At 44.4% G+C, this 20363-nt stretch carries 13 protein-coding genes, 4 tRNA genes and 4 rRNA genes; 4 read left to right on the top strand and 17 right to left on the bottom strand.

Translation table 11 applies throughout. From position 1 onward, the window contains the following. Positions 1 to 138 precede the first annotated feature (138 nt). From GQR89_RS00205 to GQR89_RS00170, 8 genes are all read right to left on the bottom strand, one after another. Positions 139 to 214: transfer RNA gene (locus GQR89_RS00205), tRNA-Ala, on the bottom strand. 58 nt (positions 215 to 272) lie between these two features. Next, positions 273 to 349, bottom strand: a tRNA-Ile gene (locus GQR89_RS00200). Positions 350 to 475: 126 nt separating this feature from the next. Continuing rightward, positions 476 to 2007, bottom strand: a 16S ribosomal RNA gene (locus GQR89_RS00195). Between the two features lie 1922 nt (positions 2008 to 3929). Then, positions 3930 to 4045: ribosomal RNA gene (gene rrf, locus GQR89_RS00190) — 5S ribosomal RNA — on the bottom strand. Positions 4046 to 4216: 171 nt separating this feature from the next. Continuing rightward, a 23S ribosomal RNA gene (locus GQR89_RS00185) occupies positions 4217 to 7101 on the bottom strand. A gap of 271 nt (positions 7102 to 7372) precedes the next feature. Then, positions 7373 to 7448: transfer RNA gene (locus GQR89_RS00180), tRNA-Ala, on the bottom strand. Positions 7449 to 7508: 60 nt separating this feature from the next. After that, positions 7509 to 7585, bottom strand: a tRNA-Ile gene (locus GQR89_RS00175). Positions 7586 to 7712: 127 nt separating this feature from the next. Next, a 16S ribosomal RNA gene (locus GQR89_RS00170) occupies positions 7713 to 9245 on the bottom strand. The 16S, 23S and 5S rRNA genes sit together here with 4 tRNA genes alongside, the layout of an rRNA operon. Before the next feature lie 541 nt (positions 9246 to 9786). Here GQR89_RS00170 and GQR89_RS00165 point away from each other — a divergent pair. Further along, positions 9787 to 10317, top strand: a complete 531-nt coding sequence (locus tag GQR89_RS00165) for a gamma carbonic anhydrase family protein (protein ID WP_158768194.1) — start codon at positions 9787 to 9789, stop codon at positions 10315 to 10317. 40 nt (positions 10318 to 10357) lie between these two features. Here the strand turns inward: GQR89_RS00165 and GQR89_RS00160 are convergent, their stop codons facing one another. The 9 genes from GQR89_RS00160 to GQR89_RS00120 all read right to left on the bottom strand — a co-directional run bounded on the left by GQR89_RS00160 (position 10358) and on the right by GQR89_RS00120 (position 17341). Beyond that, positions 10358 to 10600 (bottom strand): hypothetical protein, encoded by a 243-nt coding sequence (locus tag GQR89_RS00160; RefSeq protein ID WP_158768193.1) that lies wholly within the window; start codon positions 10598 to 10600, stop codon positions 10358 to 10360. Further along, a complete protein-coding gene (aroE, locus tag GQR89_RS00155) occupies positions 10597 to 11415 on the bottom strand; it encodes a shikimate dehydrogenase (protein WP_158768192.1) in 819 nt (272 codons plus the stop codon). Before aroE ends, GQR89_RS00160 begins: the two co-directional genes overlap by 4 nt. 145 nt (positions 11416 to 11560) lie before the next feature. Next, positions 11561 to 12244 carry an OmpW family protein gene (locus tag GQR89_RS00150; RefSeq protein WP_158768191.1) on the bottom strand — a complete coding sequence of 228 codons (684 nt, stop codon included), beginning with the start codon at positions 12242 to 12244 and terminating at the stop codon, positions 11561 to 11563. A 200-nt stretch (positions 12245 to 12444) separates the two neighbouring features. After that, entirely contained in the window at positions 12445 to 13368 is a 924-nt protein-coding gene (hemF, locus tag GQR89_RS00145) for an oxygen-dependent coproporphyrinogen oxidase (protein ID WP_158768190.1), read from the bottom strand. Between the two features lie 2 nt (positions 13369 to 13370). Continuing rightward, entirely contained in the window at positions 13371 to 13934 is a 564-nt protein-coding gene (locus GQR89_RS00140) for a Sua5/YciO/YrdC/YwlC family protein (protein ID WP_158768189.1), read from the bottom strand. A gap of 70 nt (positions 13935 to 14004) precedes the next feature. Beyond that, complete coding sequence (locus GQR89_RS00135) at positions 14005 to 14562, bottom strand: type I DNA topoisomerase (RefSeq protein WP_158768188.1); 558 nt, start codon at positions 14560 to 14562, stop codon at positions 14005 to 14007. 56 nt (positions 14563 to 14618) lie between these two features. Continuing rightward, positions 14619 to 15095 (bottom strand): DUF494 family protein, encoded by a 477-nt coding sequence (locus tag GQR89_RS00130; RefSeq protein WP_158768187.1) that lies wholly within the window; start codon positions 15093 to 15095, stop codon positions 14619 to 14621. A gap of 1 nt (position 15096) precedes the next feature. Continuing rightward, entirely contained in the window at positions 15097 to 16323 is a 1227-nt protein-coding gene (gene dprA, locus GQR89_RS00125) for a DNA-processing protein DprA (protein WP_158768186.1), read from the bottom strand. Next, positions 16262 to 17341, bottom strand: coding sequence for a LysM peptidoglycan-binding domain-containing protein (locus GQR89_RS00120; protein ID WP_158768185.1), 1080 nt, complete (start codon positions 17339 to 17341; stop codon positions 16262 to 16264). The genes dprA and GQR89_RS00120 overlap by 62 nt, the downstream gene beginning before the upstream one ends. Before the next feature lie 244 nt (positions 17342 to 17585). Between GQR89_RS00120 and def the strand changes: the two genes are divergently transcribed. From def to rsmB, 3 genes are read left to right on the top strand one after another with little or no spacing between them, the layout of a single operon-like run. Further along, positions 17586 to 18095, top strand: coding sequence for a peptide deformylase (def, locus tag GQR89_RS00115; protein WP_158768184.1), 510 nt, complete (start codon positions 17586 to 17588; stop codon positions 18093 to 18095). Positions 18096 to 18104: 9 nt separating this feature from the next. Next, positions 18105 to 19052, top strand: coding sequence for a methionyl-tRNA formyltransferase (fmt, locus tag GQR89_RS00110; protein ID WP_158768183.1), 948 nt, complete (start codon positions 18105 to 18107; stop codon positions 19050 to 19052). After that, positions 19049 to 20362 (top strand): 16S rRNA (cytosine(967)-C(5))-methyltransferase RsmB, encoded by a 1314-nt coding sequence (rsmB, locus tag GQR89_RS00105; protein WP_158768182.1) that lies wholly within the window; start codon positions 19049 to 19051, stop codon positions 20360 to 20362. Before fmt ends, rsmB begins: the two co-directional genes overlap by 4 nt. Position 20363 lies beyond the last annotated feature (1 nt).

The raw sequence follows: 20363 nt of genomic DNA, 5'->3' as shown, positions 1-20363 counted from the left end.
TCTTAGTTTTGATTACTTTATCAGCTTTCCATATTGTTAAAGAACATTTAGCGTTTAAAAAACCCTAATCAATAGATACTTAATAAGTACGTATTGATTAAGGCTTAGCTTTGTGCGAGCAAGACCGTCCACATTAAGTGGTGGAGCCAAGCAGGATCGAACTGCTGACCTCCTGCGTGCAAGGCAGGCGCTCTCCCAGCTGAGCTATGGCCCCGCATAACTATGCAGGTCGATGCGGTCACATCGATATCTTTTCTAACTACGAAAAGATTTGGTAGGCTTGGGCAGACTTGAACTGCCGACCTCACCCTTATCAGGGGTGCGCTCTAACCAGCTGAGCTACAAGCCTATTCTTACGAACGCTTTCGCTTTCGCATTATAGTTGCTTGTTACCCAAGCATTCTTTTTTGCTCTTCTTTACTAACAACAAAATAATCTGTGTGAACACTCGACCTGATGAGGCCTAACCTAATAGTAAGGAGGTGATCCAACCCCAGGTTCCCCTAGGGTTACCTTGTTACGACTTCACCCCAGTCATGAATCACAAAGTGGTAACCGTCCTCCCGAAGGTTAAACTAGCTACTTCTTTTGCAACCCACTCCCATGGTGTGACGGGCGGTGTGTACAAGGCCCGGGAACGTATTCACCGCAACATTCTGATTTGCGATTACTAGCGATTCCGACTTCATGGAGTCGAGTTGCAGACTCCAATCCGGACTACGACGAGCTTTAAGGGATCCGCTTACTCTCGCAAGTTTGCTTCCCTCTGTACTCGCCATTGTAGCACGTGTGTAGCCCTACTCGTAAGGGCCATGATGACTTGACGTCGTCCCCACCTTCCTCCGGTTTGTCACCGGCAGTCTCCTTAGAGTGCCCAACTTAAGGCTGGCAACTAAGGACAAGGGTTGCGCTCGTTGCGGGACTTAACCCAACATCTCACGACACGAGCTGACGACAGCCATGCAGCACCTGTATCTAGATTCCCGAAGGCACCAATTCATCTCTGAAAAGTTTCTAGTATGTCAAGAGTAGGTAAGGTTCTTCGCGTTGCATCGAATTAAACCACATGCTCCACCGCTTGTGCGGGCCCCCGTCAATTCATTTGAGTTTTAACCTTGCGGCCGTACTCCCCAGGCGGTCTACTTATCGCGTTAGCTTCGCTACTCACGGATTAAATCCACAAACAGCTAGTAGACAGCGTTTACGGTGTGGACTACCAGGGTATCTAATCCTGTTCGCTACCCACACTTTCGCACATGAGCGTCAGTTACTGACCAGGGAGTCGCCTTCGCCACTGATGTTCCTCCAGATATCTACGCATTTCACCGCTACACCTGGAATTCCACTCCCCTCTCCAAAACTCTAGCCTGCCAGTTCTAAATGCAATTCCCAGGTTGAGCCCAGGGCTTTCACATCTAGCTTAACAAACCGCCTGCGTGCGCTTTACGCCCAGTAATTCCGATTAACGCTCGGACCCTCCGTATTACCGCGGCTGCTGGCACGGAGTTAGCCGGTCCTTCTTCTGTTGCTAACGTCACAGCTAACGGGTATTAACCGTTAACCTTTCCTCACAACTGAAAGTGCTTTACAACCCGAAGGCCTTCTTCACACACGCGGCATGGCTGCATCAGGCTTGCGCCCATTGTGCAATATTCCCACTGCTGCCTCCCGTAGGAGTCTGGACCGTGTCTCAGTTCCAGTGTGGCTGATCTTCCTCTCAGAACAGCTAGAGATCGTCGCCTTGGTGAGCCTTTACCCCACCAACAAGCTAATCTCGCTTAGGCTACTCTTTGCGCGGGAGCCGAAGCCCCCTTTGGTCCGAAGACATTATGCGGTATTAGCTATCGTTTCCAATAGTTATCCCCCACGCAAAGGCATATTCCTAAGTATTACTCACCCGTCCGCCACTCGTCATCTTCTAGCAAGCTAGAAATGTTACCGTTCGACTTGCATGTGTTAGGCCTGCCGCCAGCGTTCAATCTGAGCCATGATCAAACTCTTCAATTAAATATTTATCGAACATGAATTTTTTTTGGTAGACACTCATCAAGTGAGTGCCCACACAGATTATTTTGTTATTAATTGTTAAAGAGCAGTGCTACTTCGTAGCGTGCTTCCGAAGAAGCGGCTTAAGATACTGTCCGAAGACCCTCTTAAGCGGGAGGCGTATAATACGCTCTCAAGTTTCGATGTCAAGGCTTTAACTTCATTTAATTTCGAATCAATTTTTGACGTAAATCTCAAACCGAATCAGCAAACTAAACTGCCCTGCATCACGCTAACCACTTGACTCCGAAGAGTCCGCAATTACCTGGGTAAACCCAGTGTCGGTGCAGCTGTTTTAGCGGCTGTCCCGAAGCGAGAGGCGCATTATAGAGATCAAAACTGACAGCGCAACCCTTTATTGAATAAAACGATTCGACCGCTGGTTTTATACTCAATCTGCCTAAAATTGAGACGTTTCACTTCAAAATGAAGACTATTAGCTGATACGAGTGTTATATATGTTATGCGTAATAGCGAAAAATAATCGAATATAAACTGAGTAACATACGACCTACTTAAACAAACGCTATATTCGATCGGCAATACAACATTAAAAATGCTCAGCCTTTACCGAAAAAAATCATTAACCTGGATATGGATACTTAATAACTGGCTACTATTTTTTGTCATGACAAAGCAGAGCATAAATATCTTATTATTTAAAAGTAGATTAATGATTAATTTGGACCGTGAGCTTGTCTATTATAGATTGGGTAAATACAAATATTATTCAATATACGACGCACCAAAACCGGCGAACGAATGGAATACTCAACCCGAAAAAAAAGTCATGCCTAGAATGTATATATTAACGCAGATAATTTTTACGCTACTTATACCTTCACGCATTATGCATCCCACACTTTTATTAGGGTTCAACTTTGTGAATATACTCTCGAACAACTCCTGGCCATATCAAGAAACTTCAAAGCGACTTTACTAATGCAATAATCACATTCAGCCCCAAATATATTTCACTATGTAAAGGTACAGGCTATTTTATGTGTCAAATTGAAGCAGAGATTTATCAATCAATAACCTGGCGCGACTATAGTTAGTTATTAGAAGCCCCATGGCGGCAGCTAATGCGTAACTACCTACCAATGAATCGAGAAACAGAAGTATTACTGTGCTCGGCACGCATGATAAGTAATACAAATCTTTTATGCAGTCTTCAACAAATAAAAACCTATTCACTATGTTGTATTAATAATGCACGATTTAGATTAGCAGATTAATGAGATCATTAAGGAGTTAGACAATCTCGGAAATATGAATGTAATTACCCTAACCACCGGAGAGGAATGCAATAATAAAAGTTAGGCTGACTTCACTAAGAATCATTTAGCAAAACTATATTTTAGTGCCCACAACGACACTGTTTATATATATTTAGTCAGATAGACTATTTTTTGTGGCGACATAAATCTAAAACATCTCACCACACGTGTTCAAGTGACTGATTTGGACCCACCATTTGTAAATACAGATTAGTATTTACTAATAGATTCGATTTAGCTTGTGTTCATTTTTGACATTCACTTAACACGATAGTCTTTAGCACCATAATGGCTAATGTCATCGGCACAATTAATACCTGCCCATGAACTTTCATGGATGGATGAGATGCTACAGGCAAGTATGACACCTAGCCGCGTATCGGATACCGCGTATTACGTGAACCAGTATTACGTGAACCGGTATTGCTTGGGTTCCCCCGCGTAACACTCGATGGATTAGGTTTCTCATACGGGAGTGGCATTGCGCGATGGCGCTTTAGAATAAAGCCACCTTGATGATGCTGTGTAGATTGTCTTGGGTATTTTCATTAGCCCAGAAACGAAAAAAGCCACCCGATTAAGGTGGCTTTGTTCTAAATGGGAGTCTGGCAGTGTGCTACTCTCGCATGGGGAAACCCCATACTACCATCGCCGCTAATGCGTTTCACTTCTGAGTTCGAGATGGGATCAGGTGGGGCCGCATCGCTATGGCCGCCAGACATAAACTGTTATCTATCAAGCTTGCACTCAATAAATCAATATGTAAAAAGCTGATGCCGTTCCTTTTCAGGTCAGGCCGTAATCATCGCTAAATCTCTTTAGTCTTACTCTTGATTATCAATACTTGTCTTCATACTTACGCAAATAACATAAAGCTACTTGGGCGTTGTATGGTTAAGCCTCACGGGCAATTAGTACAGGTTAGCTTAACGCCTTGCAACGCTTCCACACCCTGCCTATCAACGTCGTAGTCTTCAACAACCCTTTAGGACAATTAAATTGCCAGGGATGACTCATCTTAGGGCTCGCTTCCCGCTTAGATGCTTTCAGCGGTTATCGATTCCGAACGTAGCTACCGGGCAATGCCATTGGCATGACAACCCGAACACCAGCGGTTCGTCCACTCCGGTCCTCTCGTACTAGGAGCAGCTCCCTTCAATCATCCAACGCCCACACCAGATAGGGACCGAACTGTCTCACGACGTTCTAAACCCAGCTCGCGTACCACTTTAAATGGCGAACAGCCATACCCTTGGGACCGACTTCAGCCCCAGGATGTGATGAGCCGACATCGAGGTGCCAAACACCGCCGTCGATATGAACTCTTGGGCGGTATCAGCCTGTTATCCCCGGAGTACCTTTTATCCGTTGAGCGATGGCCCTTCCATACAGAACCACCGGATCACTATGACCTACTTTCGTACCTGCTCGACGTGTCTGTCTCGCAGTTAAGCTGGCTTATGCCATTGCACTAACCTCCTGATGTCCGACCAGGATTAGCCAACCTTCGTGCTCCTCCGTTACTCTTTGGGAGGAGACCGCCCCAGTCAAACTACCCACCAGGCACTGTCCGCAACCCCGATAAGGGGTCAACGTTAGAACATCAAACATACAAGGGTGGTATTTCAAGGTTGACTCCACATCATCTGGCGACGATGCTTCGAAGTCTCCCACCTATCCTACACATGTAGGGTCAATGTTCAGTGCCAAGCTATAGTAAAGGTTCACGGGGTCTTTCCGTCTAGGTGCGGGTACACAGCATCTTCACTGCGATTTCAATTTCACTGAGTCTCGGGTGGAGACAGCGTGGCCATGGTTACACCATTCGTGCAGGTCGGAACTTACCCGACAAGGAATTTCGCTACCTTAGGACCGTTATAGTTACGGCCGCCGTTTACCGGGGCTTCGATCAAGAGCTTCGCTTGCGCTAACCCCATCAATTAACCTTCCGGCACCGGGCAGGTGTCACACCGTATACGTCATCTTTCGATTTAGCACAGTGCTGTGTTTTTAATAAACAGTCCCAGCCACCTTTTCACTGCGGCCCCCATTCGCTCATGAAGCAAGTTCAATCACAAACAGGGGCGTACCTTCTCCCGAAGTTACGGTACGATTTTGCCGAGTTCCTTCACCCGAGTTCTCTCAAGCGCCTTAGTATTCTCTACCTGACCACCTGTGTCGGTTTGGGGTACGGTTCGATATATCATAAGTTTAGAGGCTTTTCCTGGAAGCAGGGTATTTGCAACTTCAATTCCGTAGAATCTCGTCTCGTGTCTCAGGCATGTAGAATCCCGGATTTACCTAAGATTCAACCCTACACACTTTCACATAGACTACCAACGCTATGCTTGCATAACCTTCTCCGTCCCCCCATCACTGATATACCAAGTACGGAAATATTAATCCGTTTCCCATCGACTACGCATTTCTGCCTCGCCTTAGGGGCCGACTTACCCTGCCCTGATTAGCATGGGACAGGAAACCTTGGTCTTCCGGCGTGGGAGTTTTTCACTCCCATTATCGTTACTCATGTCAGCATTCGCACTTGTGATATGTCCAGCAAACCTCTCAGTTCACCTTCAGCCACTTACACAACGCTCCCCTACCACGCAAAGTAAACTTTGCGTCCGCAGCTTCGGTATATTGCTTAGCCCCGTTACATCTTCCGCGCAGGCCGACTCGACTAGTGAGCTATTACGCTTTCTTTAAAGGGTGGCTGCTTCTAAGCCAACCTCCTAGCTGTCTTAGCCTTCCCACATCGTTTCCCACTTAGCAATAATTTTGGGACCTTAGCTGGCGGTCTGGGTTGTTTCCCTCTTCACGACGGACGTTAGCACCCGCCGTGTGTCTCCCGGATAGTACTCACTGGTATTCGGAGTTTGCAAAGGGTTGGTAAGTCGGGATGACCCCCTAGCCTTAACAGTGCTCTACCCCCAGTGGTATTCGTCCGAGGCGCTACCTAAATAGCTTTCGGGGAGAACCAGCTATCTCCCGGTTTGATTGGCCTTTCACCCCCAGCCACAAGTCATCCGCTAACTTTTCAACGTTAGTCGGTTCGGTCCTCCAGTTGATGTTACTCAACCTTCAACCTGCCCATGGCTAGATCACCGGGTTTCGGGTCTATACCTTGCAACTAAAACGCGCAGTTAACACTCGCTTTCGCTACGGCTCCCCTATTCGGTTAACCTCGCTACAAAATATAAGTCGCTGACCCATTATACAAAAGGTACGCAGTCACAGAACAAGTCTGCTCCTACTGCTTGTACGTATACGGTTTCAGGTTCTATTTCACTCCCCTCACAGGGGTTCTTTTCGCCTTTCCCTCACGGTACTAGTTCACTATCGGTCAGTTAGGAGTATTTAGCCTTGGAGGATGGTCCCCCCATGTTCAGTCAAGATAACTCGTGTCCCGACCTACTCGATTTCACTTAAAATTCGCGTTCGTGTACAGGGCTATCACCTTGTATCGCTGTGCTTTCCAACACATTCCACTCGCTTGTAATTAGCTTAAGGGCTAATCCCCGTTCGCTCGCCGCTACTAGGGGAATCTCGGTTGATTTCTTTTCCTAAGGGTACTTAGATGTTTCAGTTCCCCTCGTTTGCCTCGTACAGCTATGTATTCACTGTACGATACCGCCGAAGCGGTGGGTTTCCCCATTCGGATATTTGTGGATCAAAGCATTTTGTCGGCTCCCCACAACTTTTCGCAGACTTACACGTCCTTCATCGCCTCTAACTGCCTAGGCATCCACCGTATACGCTTAGTCACTTAACCATACAACCCCAAATAACCTTTTATTTATTTGACGTACAGACATACCAACAACCGAAGTTATTAGCATTTCTGCTTTGTATGCGTGACAAGTATTCATTTTCAAATCAGATAGAGTAAGCTCTTAAAAGAGTTCTCTTAGTTTTGATTACTTTATCAGCTTTCCATATTGTTAAAGAACATTTAGCGTTTAAAAAACCCTAATCAATAGATACTTAATAAGTACGTATTGATTAAGGCTTAGCTTTGTGCGAGCAAGACCGTCCACATTAAGTGGTGGAGCCAAGCAGGATCGAACTGCTGACCTCCTGCGTGCAAGGCAGGCGCTCTCCCAGCTGAGCTATGGCCCCGCATAACTATGCAGGTCGATGCGGTCACATCGATATCTTTTCTAATCTACCGAAAAGATTTGGTAGGCTTGGGCAGACTTGAACTGCCGACCTCACCCTTATCAGGGGTGCGCTCTAACCAGCTGAGCTACAAGCCTATTCTTACGAATGCTTTCGCTTTCGCATTATAGTTGCTTGTTACCCAAGCATTTCTTTTTTGCTCTTCTTTACTAACAACAAAATAATCTGTGTGAACACTCGACCTGATGAGGTCTAACCTAATAGTAAGGAGGTGATCCAACCCCAGGTTCCCCTAGGGTTACCTTGTTACGACTTCACCCCAGTCATGAATCACAAAGTGGTAACCGTCCTCCCGAAGGTTAAACTAGCTACTTCTTTTGCAACCCACTCCCATGGTGTGACGGGCGGTGTGTACAAGGCCCGGGAACGTATTCACCGCAACATTCTGATTTGCGATTACTAGCGATTCCGACTTCATGGAGTCGAGTTGCAGACTCCAATCCGGACTACGACGAGCTTTAAGGGATCCGCTTACTCTCGCAAGTTTGCTTCCCTCTGTACTCGCCATTGTAGCACGTGTGTAGCCCTACTCGTAAGGGCCATGATGACTTGACGTCGTCCCCACCTTCCTCCGGTTTGTCACCGGCAGTCTCCTTAGAGTGCCCAACTTAAGGCTGGCAACTAAGGACAAGGGTTGCGCTCGTTGCGGGACTTAACCCAACATCTCACGACACGAGCTGACGACAGCCATGCAGCACCTGTATCTAGATTCCCGAAGGCACCAATTCATCTCTGAAAAGTTTCTAGTATGTCAAGAGTAGGTAAGGTTCTTCGCGTTGCATCGAATTAAACCACATGCTCCACCGCTTGTGCGGGCCCCCGTCAATTCATTTGAGTTTTAACCTTGCGGCCGTACTCCCCAGGCGGTCTACTTATCGCGTTAGCTTCGCTACTCACGGATTAAATCCACAAACAGCTAGTAGACAGCGTTTACGGTGTGGACTACCAGGGTATCTAATCCTGTTCGCTACCCACACTTTCGCACATGAGCGTCAGTTACTGACCAGGGAGTCGCCTTCGCCACTGATGTTCCTCCAGATATCTACGCATTTCACCGCTACACCTGGAATTCCACTCCCCTCTCCAAAACTCTAGCCTGCCAGTTCTAAATGCAATTCCCAGGTTGAGCCCAGGGCTTTCACATCTAGCTTAACAAACCGCCTGCGTGCGCTTTACGCCCAGTAATTCCGATTAACGCTCGGACCCTCCGTATTACCGCGGCTGCTGGCACGGAGTTAGCCGGTCCTTCTTCTGTTGCTAACGTCACAGCTAACGGGTATTAACCGTTAACCTTTCCTCACAACTGAAAGTGCTTTACAACCCGAAGGCCTTCTTCACACACGCGGCATGGCTGCATCAGGCTTGCGCCCATTGTGCAATATTCCCCACTGCTGCCTCCCGTAGGAGTCTGGACCGTGTCTCAGTTCCAGTGTGGCTGATCTTCCTCTCAGAACAGCTAGAGATCGTCGCCTTGGTGAGCCTTTACCCCACCAACAAGCTAATCTCGCTTAGGCTACTCTTTGCGCGGGAGCCGAAGCCCCCTTTGGTCCGAAGACATTATGCGGTATTAGCTATCGTTTCCAATAGTTATCCCCCACGCAAAGGCATATTCCTAAGTATTACTCACCCGTCCGCCACTCGTCATCTTCTAGCAAGCTAGAAATGTTACCGTTCGACTTGCATGTGTTAGGCCTGCCGCCAGCGTTCAATCTGAGCCATGATCAAACTCTTCAATTAAATATTTATCGAACATGAATTTTTTTTGGTAGACACTCATCAAGTGAGTGCCCACACAGATTATTTTGTTATTAATTGTTAAAGAGCAGTGCTACTTCGTAGCGTGCTTCCGAAGAAGCGGCTTAAGATACTGTCCGAAGACCCTCTTAAGCGGGAGGCGTATAATACGCTCTCAAGTTTCGATGTCAAGGCTTTAACTTCATTTAATTTCGAATCAATTTTTGACGTAAATCTCAAACCGAATCAGCAAACTAAACTGCCCTGCATCACGCTAACCACTTGACTCCGAAGAGTCCGCAATCACCTGGGTAAACCCAGTGTCGGTGCAGCTGTTTTAGCGGCTGTCCCGAAGCGAGAGGCGCATTATAGAGATCAAAACTGACAGCGCAACCCTTTATTGAACAAAACTGTTTGACCGCTGGTTTTATGTTCAATCTGTTTATAGTTAAAGCATTATGGGGGTTTTTACGTCAGCAATAGTACTTCTCAGCGGGAGTGAGTTTGTTATCATCTTCTTATAGAACTCTAAATTGGATTAAATATGAGCATTAGAAGTTATAAAGGTATACAACCAAAGCTTGCCGATGGTTGCTATATAGATGAATCAAGTGTGCTAGTGGGCGATATAGAATGTGGGGAACACGTCAGTGTTTGGCCGTTAGTTGCCGCCCGTGGTGATGTTAACTATATAAAGATTGGGGCGCGCAGCAATGTTCAAGATGGCACGGTGTTACATGTCAGTCGTGTAAGCAAAGAAAATCCGAAAGGTCATCCGCTTATTATTGGAGAGGATGTAACGGTCGGCCATAAATGCATGCTACATGGATGCGAGTTGGGTAACCGTATTTTAGTCGGTATGGGCGCCATTGTTATGGACGGAGCCATAGTAGAGGATGACGTTTTTATAGGTGCTGGTAGTCTAGTACCCCCTAATAAACGCTTAGAGAGTGGTTATCTATATGTTGGTAGTCCAGTAAAACAGGCTCGACCACTAAAAGAATCAGAGCGTGCTTTTTTGAAAATGTCCGCTAATAACTATGTCAGACTAAAAAATGAGTATTTGGAAGAATAGTTAATAAGGTACAAGAGCATAGTTCAGTTACTGCGTTGAACTAACTTCGAATTATTTGGGCGTTGATATGTATGATCCCATTTACGTCCCAATCCTCGTTTTCTACGAGGTCATTAATGTGGTCTTCGATGTCAAATTGGTAGTTCTGATAAAACAGTGCCATATCATCAACTACTAGGTTGTTAATATGGCACTGCATCATTAATCCCGAAACGATAACCTGTAAAATCATCATTTCGTCGTCCTGACTATATCCCTCTTGTACTTGGACTGCTTGATTCACAGCATTGCTCTTACAGTCTGAATGACCGGCTCAATTTGCGGCCTGACATTACGCCATAAATAGAAACTCTCTGCAGCTTGGCCAACTAACATGCCTAAACCGTCACTTATCTCAATTTCAGCGTTATGCTTTTTAGCCCATTGCATAAAGGATGTTTGCTGCGCCTTATATGTCATGTCATATGCAAATACAGCGTTTGAAAATATCTTGACGCTTATTTGCGGTATATCACCGTTAAGACTAGAAGACGTACAATTAATAATGCCATCAAAGGTGGCTTCAGGTACATCATCAAAACCCGAGCTAGATACTTTACCTTCTCCTTCAAACATAGCGGCAAGTCCGTGAGCTTTACTCGCCGTGCGATTGGCAATATGAATACTGGACACCTTAGCCGTTAGCAAAGGTAAAATGATCCCACGTGTGGCACCACCAGCACCAATTAGTAATATGCGTTTTCCATCAAGAGAACCCCATAAACGTTGCAGATCATGTACTAAGCCTTCTCCATCAGTGTTATCACCTAATACCGTTCCGTCGGGACGTTTATATAAAGTATTAACCGCTTCTGCTGCTTTGGCACGAGGTGTTAATTCATCAGCAAAACGAAATGCATCAAGTTTAAAAGGTGATGTAACATTTGCGCCAGTATATCCCTGCGCAAAAAATGCTGTGATTGCTGCGTTGAATTGATCGTCATCGGGTTGTTGACGCCCATACTCGATTGATTGGTGAGTTTGTTTAGCAAACAAACTATGGATTAAGGGGGATTTACTGTGCTCTATTGGATTACCAAAAACTGCGTATCGGTCCATAATCTCAAAATGAATGTCGAATTAGTTAAGCTAGGTTAGCCTAATTTTCAACATGACTGAACTGTAAAATACCTTTACTACAAAGAATTAGGCTTATACGTATAACAAATAGAAGACGACGCCACAGCGTCGTCTTCTTAAAAATCTAAAATTTGTAGCCTAGCATGACCGAATATACCCATGGGTCTACGTCAACAGAAACCTTAGCTGGCAAGTCTAATACATCAAAATTAGCTCGTGTATCAATATCAATATAACGCACTGATGCGTTTACTAACCAATGCTCATCAAGTTTGTAATCCATACCAATTTGCGCGGCGATACCGAATGACTCTTCAAGGCTTAAGTTATTGAAACTTTGGTTTTCGCGGCTACCCACAAACTCTTCGTCAAAGAAAACCGTGTAGTTCAAACCAAGCCCCAAATATGGCTGAATGGTTTCTGATACTGGCAAATAATAAATAACGCTCAAGGTAGGTGGCAACTGACGACTTTGAGCCAACTTACCATCACCTAAACCCAAGTCGTTGTCTTGTGTATCTGTCAGGTTAATATCGTGTTTGAAAGGACTAGCTGCAAGCAACTCAAGACCAATGTTATCAGAGAACATATAAACAACATTTAAACCCAATTGAGTATCACTGTTTACAGATGTTCCCATTCCCACATTGCCTACATCTTGAACGGTCACATTTGAACTTGATTCATCAGGCGCCACCGTAGTTAAACCGGCTCGAACAATGATATCACCAGGTTCGTAAGCATGAGCTGAGCCGAGCATGCCGGCGGTGAGTACTAAACTGCAAAAAACTGTATTTGAGACTTTCATTATTACCTCTGCGTATAAATTCTAACGGCAGTGTAATGAGCAGCTCTAAGGGTTTATTGATCTAGCTCAATGTTTTATATAGGCTGAAAGAGCTTCGTTATGAATGCGCTACTAAAACTGATCTGGATCAAAAATGGGTATAAATAACACCGAACCAGGGAAGAATGTCGGTGTTAATTCTCAGTAGTCCGAATTGAGAGCTATTCGTTTAACCAATCTCTAGCATGTAAATAGTCTTTATGTAACAAGGCTTCATTACTTTCAGGTAAAGGATTAAAATCATATTCCCATCGCGCGAGTGGAGGCATTGACATCAAAATAGATTCTGTTCGCCCACCAGTTTGTAAACCGAACAATGTTCCTCTGTCCCATACTAAGTTGAACTCCACATAGCGCCCTCTTCGATAAAGCTGAAAGCTACGCTCTTGTTCTGTGTATGATATGTCTTTACGTTTTTCTAAAATAGGTACATAAGCGTCTAAAAATCCATTGCCGACGGCCTGCATAAAAGCAAAGCTACGCTCGAAACCCCATTCATTTAAATCATCGAAGAATAGCCCACCCACGCCTCGTGTCTCATCACGATGTTTTAGATAAAAATATTCGTCACACCAATTTTTATATTTGTTGTAGACCTCGTCACCAAATGGATCGCAAAGCGTCTTTGCTGTTTGATGCCAATGTAATACGTCTTCATGAATTGGATAAAATGGCGTTAAGTCGAATCCACCACCAAACCACCAAATAGGATCTTCTCCCTCTTTTTCCGCCATAAAAATGCGTACGTTAGCGTGAGAAGTTGGCACATGGGGGTTTTTCGGATGAATGACTAACGATACGCCCATGGCTTGAAAACTGCGCCCAGCCAACTCGGGTCGAGAAGCTGTCGCAGATGCAGGTAACAGTCCTCCGTAAACATGAGAAAAGTTTACGCCACCTTGTTCTATCACTTGCCCATTGGTCAATACTCGAGTACGCCCGCCACCACCTAATTCTCTTTGCCAGTTATCCTCTCTAAAACTGCCTTTGCCATCAGCCATTTCTAAGGTCTGACAAATATTATCTTGCAGGTTAAGTAAGAACTGCTTTACCGATTCAATATCGGTCACTGTAGGTTGTGACATAATTAGTTATCTCTAATAGTTTGGCCACTATGACCATGGCGAATTTTACTTGGGCTTTTTGCGCCACCTAAGCTCCCATCAACAACGACAACTTGGTTGGAAAAGTACGTTTGGACTTGGCTTACCGACATTGCAGGTGAATGGCCAGCCGTGTTCGCACTGGTAGAAACCAAAGGCTTATTAGCTCGTACACACAAGTCTTTTATAACAGGGTGAGCACTGACCCTCACGGCAATAAAGTCTGAAGTCCCCGTAAGCCATGCTGGTGTATTCTTTGCTTTGGGCAATAGCCACGTAATAGGACCTGGCCAGCTTGAAAAAATCTCAGTTCGCTTGGTCATTTTTATTGCACTGTCATCCACATAAGGCAACAACTGAGAATAATTATCGGCAACCAAAATCAGCCCTTTTTTGACGTCACGCTGTTTTAAAGCAAGGAGTTTCAGCACCGCTTGTTCATTGTCAGGATCGCAACCTAAGCCATAAACAGCTTCTGTTGGATAAGCAAATATCTTACCCGCTGAAAAATCGAGCAGAAAGGGATCTTCAATATGATGTGATGTCATTTTATTAATATATGTACGTCAGGTGGTCCAGAGTGTAAAACATGATGCAGCGAGGATAAACCTAAAGCGGTTATTCAGCCGGTTGTTTATATCCACACTTACGTTCTGGACATTGCCAAATAAGACCTGCTGCGGCTTTCTTTTCTTGCATTATCGGCCATGCGCATTTTGCGCATGCATGGGCTACAGGTGGAAAATTTAACGCGTAGTGGCATTTTGGATATTGGTCACAAGGATAGAAGTTTTTACCGTACTTATTGGCTCGCTTGATTAAATGCCCTTTATGACATGAAGGACAAGCAACGTTGTCAGCCGTCTCTTCTTTGTTAGATTTTATATAATGGCACTCAGGGAAGTTACTGCAGCCGATGTACATGCCATAACGTCCCTTGCGGATAACTAATTCGGACTGACACTCCGGGCACTTTGAACCTTCAATTGCGGTTAGCTCTGTGTTATCGCTTTCATGCAGGGGCTTACTGTATTCGCAGTTTGGATAATCACTACAACCAATAAAAGCACCGTTTTTACTATGGCGTAATTTCAATGGTGATTGGCAAATGGGGCACATGCCTGGATCGAAGGCAGATTCCTGAGTATTAAAGAGGGAGTGATCTATCTTAGACATACAACTGAAGTGCCTTAATAATCACGGGTTTATCAAGTAAACCCGTGTTAATGAATCTAATGTAGCGGCCCTTCTGGCTCTTCAAATAATAAGTCTTCCATTTGGGCGTAGGCGTTTTCTTTACCTGGAACATTAAATAGCACCATTAACACGACCCATTTCATATCTTCCAAGCAAAATTCTTTTGAGTCGATTTCCATGACTCGATCGATAACCATTTCCCGAGTGGTTGAGTCCAGTACATTAATATGTTCTAAAAATATTAGGAAGCCACGACACTCTAAATCTAAGCGCATTTCTTCTTCTTGCGTGTAAATACGCGTAACAAAAGAAGTAGGGCCCTTGACCAAATACGGTTTAATGTCAGTTTCTTGTAATGCGGCAAGTTTCTCTAGCCAAGACAAAGCTTTATATATTTCGTCTTGATGAAAACCAGCTCGCACCAGTTCATCAGTCAACTCATCTTGGTCAACGCGGATTTCTGTTTCACTATGAATGAAATTTTCAAATAGATACATGAGGATATCAAACATACTATTTTTCCCCCAATTTAAGGTAACCACCTGGAACAGCTATCACTAAACCACGCAATTCATATTCTAACAATTGAGACATAACCTCAGCAACTGGCATGCCACATCGCTCAACAACTAAGTCTAACGGTGTGGTTTCAAATTCTACACTATCTAACAATTTGTCAGATGCCAAGCTTTGTCTCGCGCTTTTTTGCAAATCATTCTGTTGAGTATTCAAGAAATTAAGTGCTAAGTGTTGATATTCTTCGTTAATATCACTCACACTCTCTACTAGCTTAGCACCTTGTTTAATTAAGTAATGACAACCCTTAGACAAAATGTTGTGGATATTGCCCGGCACAGCGAATACATCTCTATTTTGCTCAATAGCATAACGGGCGGTAATTAATGACCCACTCTTTATTGCCGCTTCAATAATCAGAGTGCCTAAAGACATGCCACTGATGATGCGATTTCGGCGCGGAAAATTTTCAGGTCTAGCAGGCGTATCTGGGGCAAACTCCGACACTAACGCACCACTTTGATCAAGTATTCGACGCGCCATATTATTGTGTCGTTTAGGATAGATATTATTCAATCCGGTGCCAAGCACTGCAATGGTTTTGCCATTGGCTTGCAATACACCTTCATGTGCTAAGCCATCAATACCTAATGCTAATCCACTCGTTACTGTCCAGCCGCTTTGTGATAAACCTTGCGCAAAATACTTAGCATTTTGTTTTCCCGCCGCCGAAGGATTACGGCTACCGACTATGGCCAATTGATGGGTATTTAATAACTGCATGTCGCCACTTCCATATAATAATATGGGCGGTTTGTCAGTTTGCAACAGGGGTTGCGGATATAGCTGGGAGTCAACACTTATAAGCATATTATGTGGCTGACAAAGCCATTGTGTACTCTTATCAAGTAGGTACATATCAGGGCTTAACAAGCGCTGTGCTTGAACGTCAGAAAAGCCTATAAATTGTAATTGCTCATTGTCTATAGCGAATAAATCAGCAACTTGAAGGTTATTTGTTTGCAGGATAATGGCAAGTTTGGTTAATGAAAAACGGGGAAGTTGAGCTAACGTCAGCCATTGACGATCTGTCTCTTCATTCGATTTGCTATTAACATTTGCTGTTTCTCGCAACTTAGGGCTCCACTTATCTATGATTGCCCTAAGGTTTTGCAACAATAGCGCCTTTACGAATAACTGTAGACGAACGCGTGACGAGTGCATAACTCACCTTAGAAAAGACTTTAAATACCAGTAATTCACCTACTTTCATCCATGGCTGGGGTAAAGCGCCATTGAAGGAAAATGCGCGCTCTAATGCCTGTGTTTCGCTTAGATACTGTGCAGGTTCACTGTCCAAGACAGTAGCGCCCTGCTGATAGATCCCCATCACTATGCCAGCTTCTACGTCATTATCCCCTATATCGATAATAACAACGCTGTACTTACTTGATAGTTGATATTGTGAGAGATCGGCTATAATCTGCGCTTTTTGGTCAGTGGCAGCTTTGATCTGCACGATTGGATGGATATCATTAGCTTCGCTGACTTTCAGTAGTTTATCACCACGCTTAACTTCAAGATTGGCCCCTGAAAGCAACACCAAAGACTGCTTCGGTATTGAAGTTACAAGCGCCTGGCCATCAGCAATATGTCGAATCGCAATAGCTAAAAAGTCGCCCTCTTGGTTATATAGCGTTTGCTGTTTACGAACGACTTCATAATGGCCGCTGGTCATGCTTTCTTCATTAACTAATACCAAGTCGCCATTGGCAAAGTATTCAGAGCCTTCGGTACTGCCAATGATTGAGGGTAGCGCTGCATACTCTAGCTCACTGAGCACTTTCTCATGATTAAAATAAGGCGTAATTTTGTGCCAAGGGAGCACTGCAATTGGCTGATTATATTTTGGTATCTGCTTAGCGGTTGGTGAGCGCACAATGTAGGTTTTTTGCTGGCTTCTGACTAAATCGATAATAGGCTCTCCAGCTGCATTTTTAGTTAGCCTCAGCTCGTCACCTGGAAATATTAAATGAGGGTTAATAATTTGCGTATTAGTACGCCAAATTTCAGGCCAGTACCAAGGTTTGCTTAAAAAGAGATTGGAAATATCCCATAAGGTATCGCCAGCCTTTACTGTATAAACTGTTGGTGCAGTATCTTTCAGTTTTATCACTTCAGCATGAAGAAAAAACGGTATAAATAACAAGGCAATGCTATAGCTTTTTAAATTATTAAACATGGGGGAGGTGCTACCTTGTCTCTGTGGCTATTATGTTTTTATTCCATATCGGTTAGAATAGCTTGTTATCGCAAAGATTAAATAGCCTGATGATCAGGTTCGTATGATTATTAATACCAAGGACGTCCCTACCCTTCAATAAAAGTTTGCAGGAGTTCGGTGCTAGGTAAGATATTTTTTGAACACCTTCCCATTAAATTTCACAGATTGATCTTCGGGGAGCAAAACGAGTTAAATATAGAACATGGCCATATTAGACGTATTACAATTTCCAGATGAGCGCTTGCGCACAGTTGCCAAGCATGTTGAAACAATCGACAGCACCATTAAAACCCTTGTGAGTGATATGCTCGACACCATGAAGGATGAAAATGGTATCGGTTTAGCCGCAACGCAGGTTGATGTGCATAAACGCGTTGTTGTGATCGATGTCTCTGAGAAGCAAGACACACCACAAGTTTTTATCAATGCTGAAATCACCCATATGGATGGTCTAACAGTCAGTGAAGAAGGCTGTTTATCAGTACCCAATAACTATGCAAAAGTTGAACGTGCTGAAAATGTCACGGTTAAAGCGTTAAATGAACATGGGGATGAATTTACGTTGGACGCAGATGGTTTATTAGCAATCTGTATTCAGCATGAGTTGGATCATTTAAAAGGTAAGCTTTTTGTAGATTATTTGTCGCCATTAAAGCGTCAACGCATTCGCACCAAGTTAGAAAAAGAAGCACGTCTAGCAGCTAGACTCTAAGAGGTCACATTGAAATTAGGTCTTAATATTGTTTTTGCTGGAACACCGGAATTTGCAGCCACCCATTTAGCCGCGCTTATTCATTCTGAGCACAATGTCATTGCAGCCTATACTCAACCCGATAGGCCAGCTGGGCGCGGCAAAAAGTTGCATGCCAGTGCAGTGAAGCAACTTGCTGAGCAACACGGCATTCCTGTGTATCAACCCGCCTCCCTAAAATCAGACGAAGCACATCAACAGCTGGCGGATTTACAAGCGGATGTTATGGTCGTAGTGGCTTATGGGCTCATACTGCCACAAAACATCTTAGATGCGCCTAAGTATGGTTGTTTGAATGTGCATGGCTCGCTACTCCCAAAATGGCGAGGAGCGGCTCCGATTCAACGGGCCATTTGGGCCGGTGATAACCACACAGGTATCACCATCATGCAAATGGACAAAGGTTTAGACACAGGTGATATGCTTAGTGAGTTACGTATACCGATTGAGCCTGAAGATACCAGCGCAACGTTGTACCTGAAACTCGCTGAGCTTGGCCCTAAAGGTTTATTGGAAACCTTACAGAATTTGCATAATATTACTGCACAACCACAAGATAATAGCTTAGCAACCTATGCCGAAAAATTATCAAAACAAGAAGCTAAAATCGATTGGAACATGTCAGCCAAGCAGTTGGAACGTAATATCCGCGCTTTTGACCCTTGGCCCGTTGCGTATTTCGAAACCCAAGACGCAGCCATAAAAGTAAGGCGCGCCAAAGTGGGCCAATCTGCTTCGGATCACCCCCCCAAGGTTGGACAAATAATCCAAGCTGACAAATTCGCCATTGGCGTTCAGACCGGAGATGGTATTTTGCTCATTGAAGTATTGCAGTTACCAGGTAAAAAACCACTGGCATGTCAAGATGTACTTAATGGGCACAGCGACTGGTTTGCCAAAGGTAAAGTTTTGTCATGAATCATTCCAAAGGACGATACCAGCAAAATTTGCGAGCAGATGCTGCCCGGGTTCTTTATCAAATATTAGAGCAAGGTTTATCAGCGAGAGAATGCCTTCCTGCAGCCCAACTACAACATAATGAAAAAGACAAAGCTTGGTTGCAAGAAATGACCTATGGTGTATTGCGTCAACTTCCTATCTTGCAACATTGGTTGAGGCTATTGTTGGATAAGCCATTAAAAAAAGACGTTAAAGTGGTCGAGCATTTAATCATGTTAGGGTTTTACCAATTAGCTTACTCTCGAGTTTCTACTCACGCAGCCGTATCAGAATGCGTTAACGCATGCGCCCCTCTTAATGCTATTGCCACAAAAGGTTTAGTTAATGCTGTGTTGCGTAACTTTATTCGTCAGGATATGGCACAAAACCTACCTGACAGTGAACAAATTTTAAGCGGCCAACCCAAATGGTTATATAAGAAGTTAGTTAGTGCTTACCCTAATAATTACCCAGATATATTGGACGCGATGCAACACAAGGCTCCAATTTGGTTGCGTGTTAATGTTAAGCACAAAAGCGTTGCAGAGTATTGCCAGTTACTGGATCAGCAAGATATCGCGTATGAGTGTGAAGAGCAGCAATCCCAAGGGATTATCTTATCGAAAGGCTGTGATATTACGTTGCTTCCAGGCTACAACGAAGGTTGGTTTGCCGTTCAGGATGGCGCGGCTCAATTAGCTGCACCTTTTTTAAATTGCCAACCTGGCGATCGTGTATTGGACTGTTGCGCCGCGCCGGGAGGGAAAACGTGCCATATATTAGAACTTGAACCCGATATAACCCAATGTGTGGCGATAGATATAGCAAGTAGTCGCTTGCAGCGTATCGAAGAGAATTTAGCCCGTTTAGGCCATAAAGCAACACTAATATGTGGTGATGCCAGCGAACCAAATACTTGGTGGGATGATCAACAATTTGACCGCATATTACTGGATGCTCCTTGTTCCGCGACGGGTATTATTCGGCGACATCCGGACATTAAGTGGTTACGTAAATCTAGTGACATCGAGGTGCTTGTTGCTTTGCAGGCAAAAATCATCGATGCCATGTGGCCATTGCTAAAATCTGGCGGAACGATGCTTTACGCAACGTGTTCAATTTTACCGACAGAAAATCAGCTACAAATAACGGAATTTTTGAATAGAACACCTGATGCCAGCGTTGATGTTAGCTTTGATAACGATGCGCCGGACAAACCAGGCAGGCAAATTCTACCTGGTAATAAGCACATGGATGGTTTTTATTACGCACGACTAATAAAGTCCTAAT

The sequence above is a fragment of the Paraglaciecola sp. L1A13 genome (assembly GCF_009796745.1).
In the GTDB taxonomy this organism is placed as follows: domain Bacteria; phylum Pseudomonadota; class Gammaproteobacteria; order Enterobacterales; family Alteromonadaceae; genus Paraglaciecola.
The sequence above is the reverse complement of the archived record's forward strand: the minus strand, read 5'-3'. Positions and strand labels throughout refer to the sequence as shown.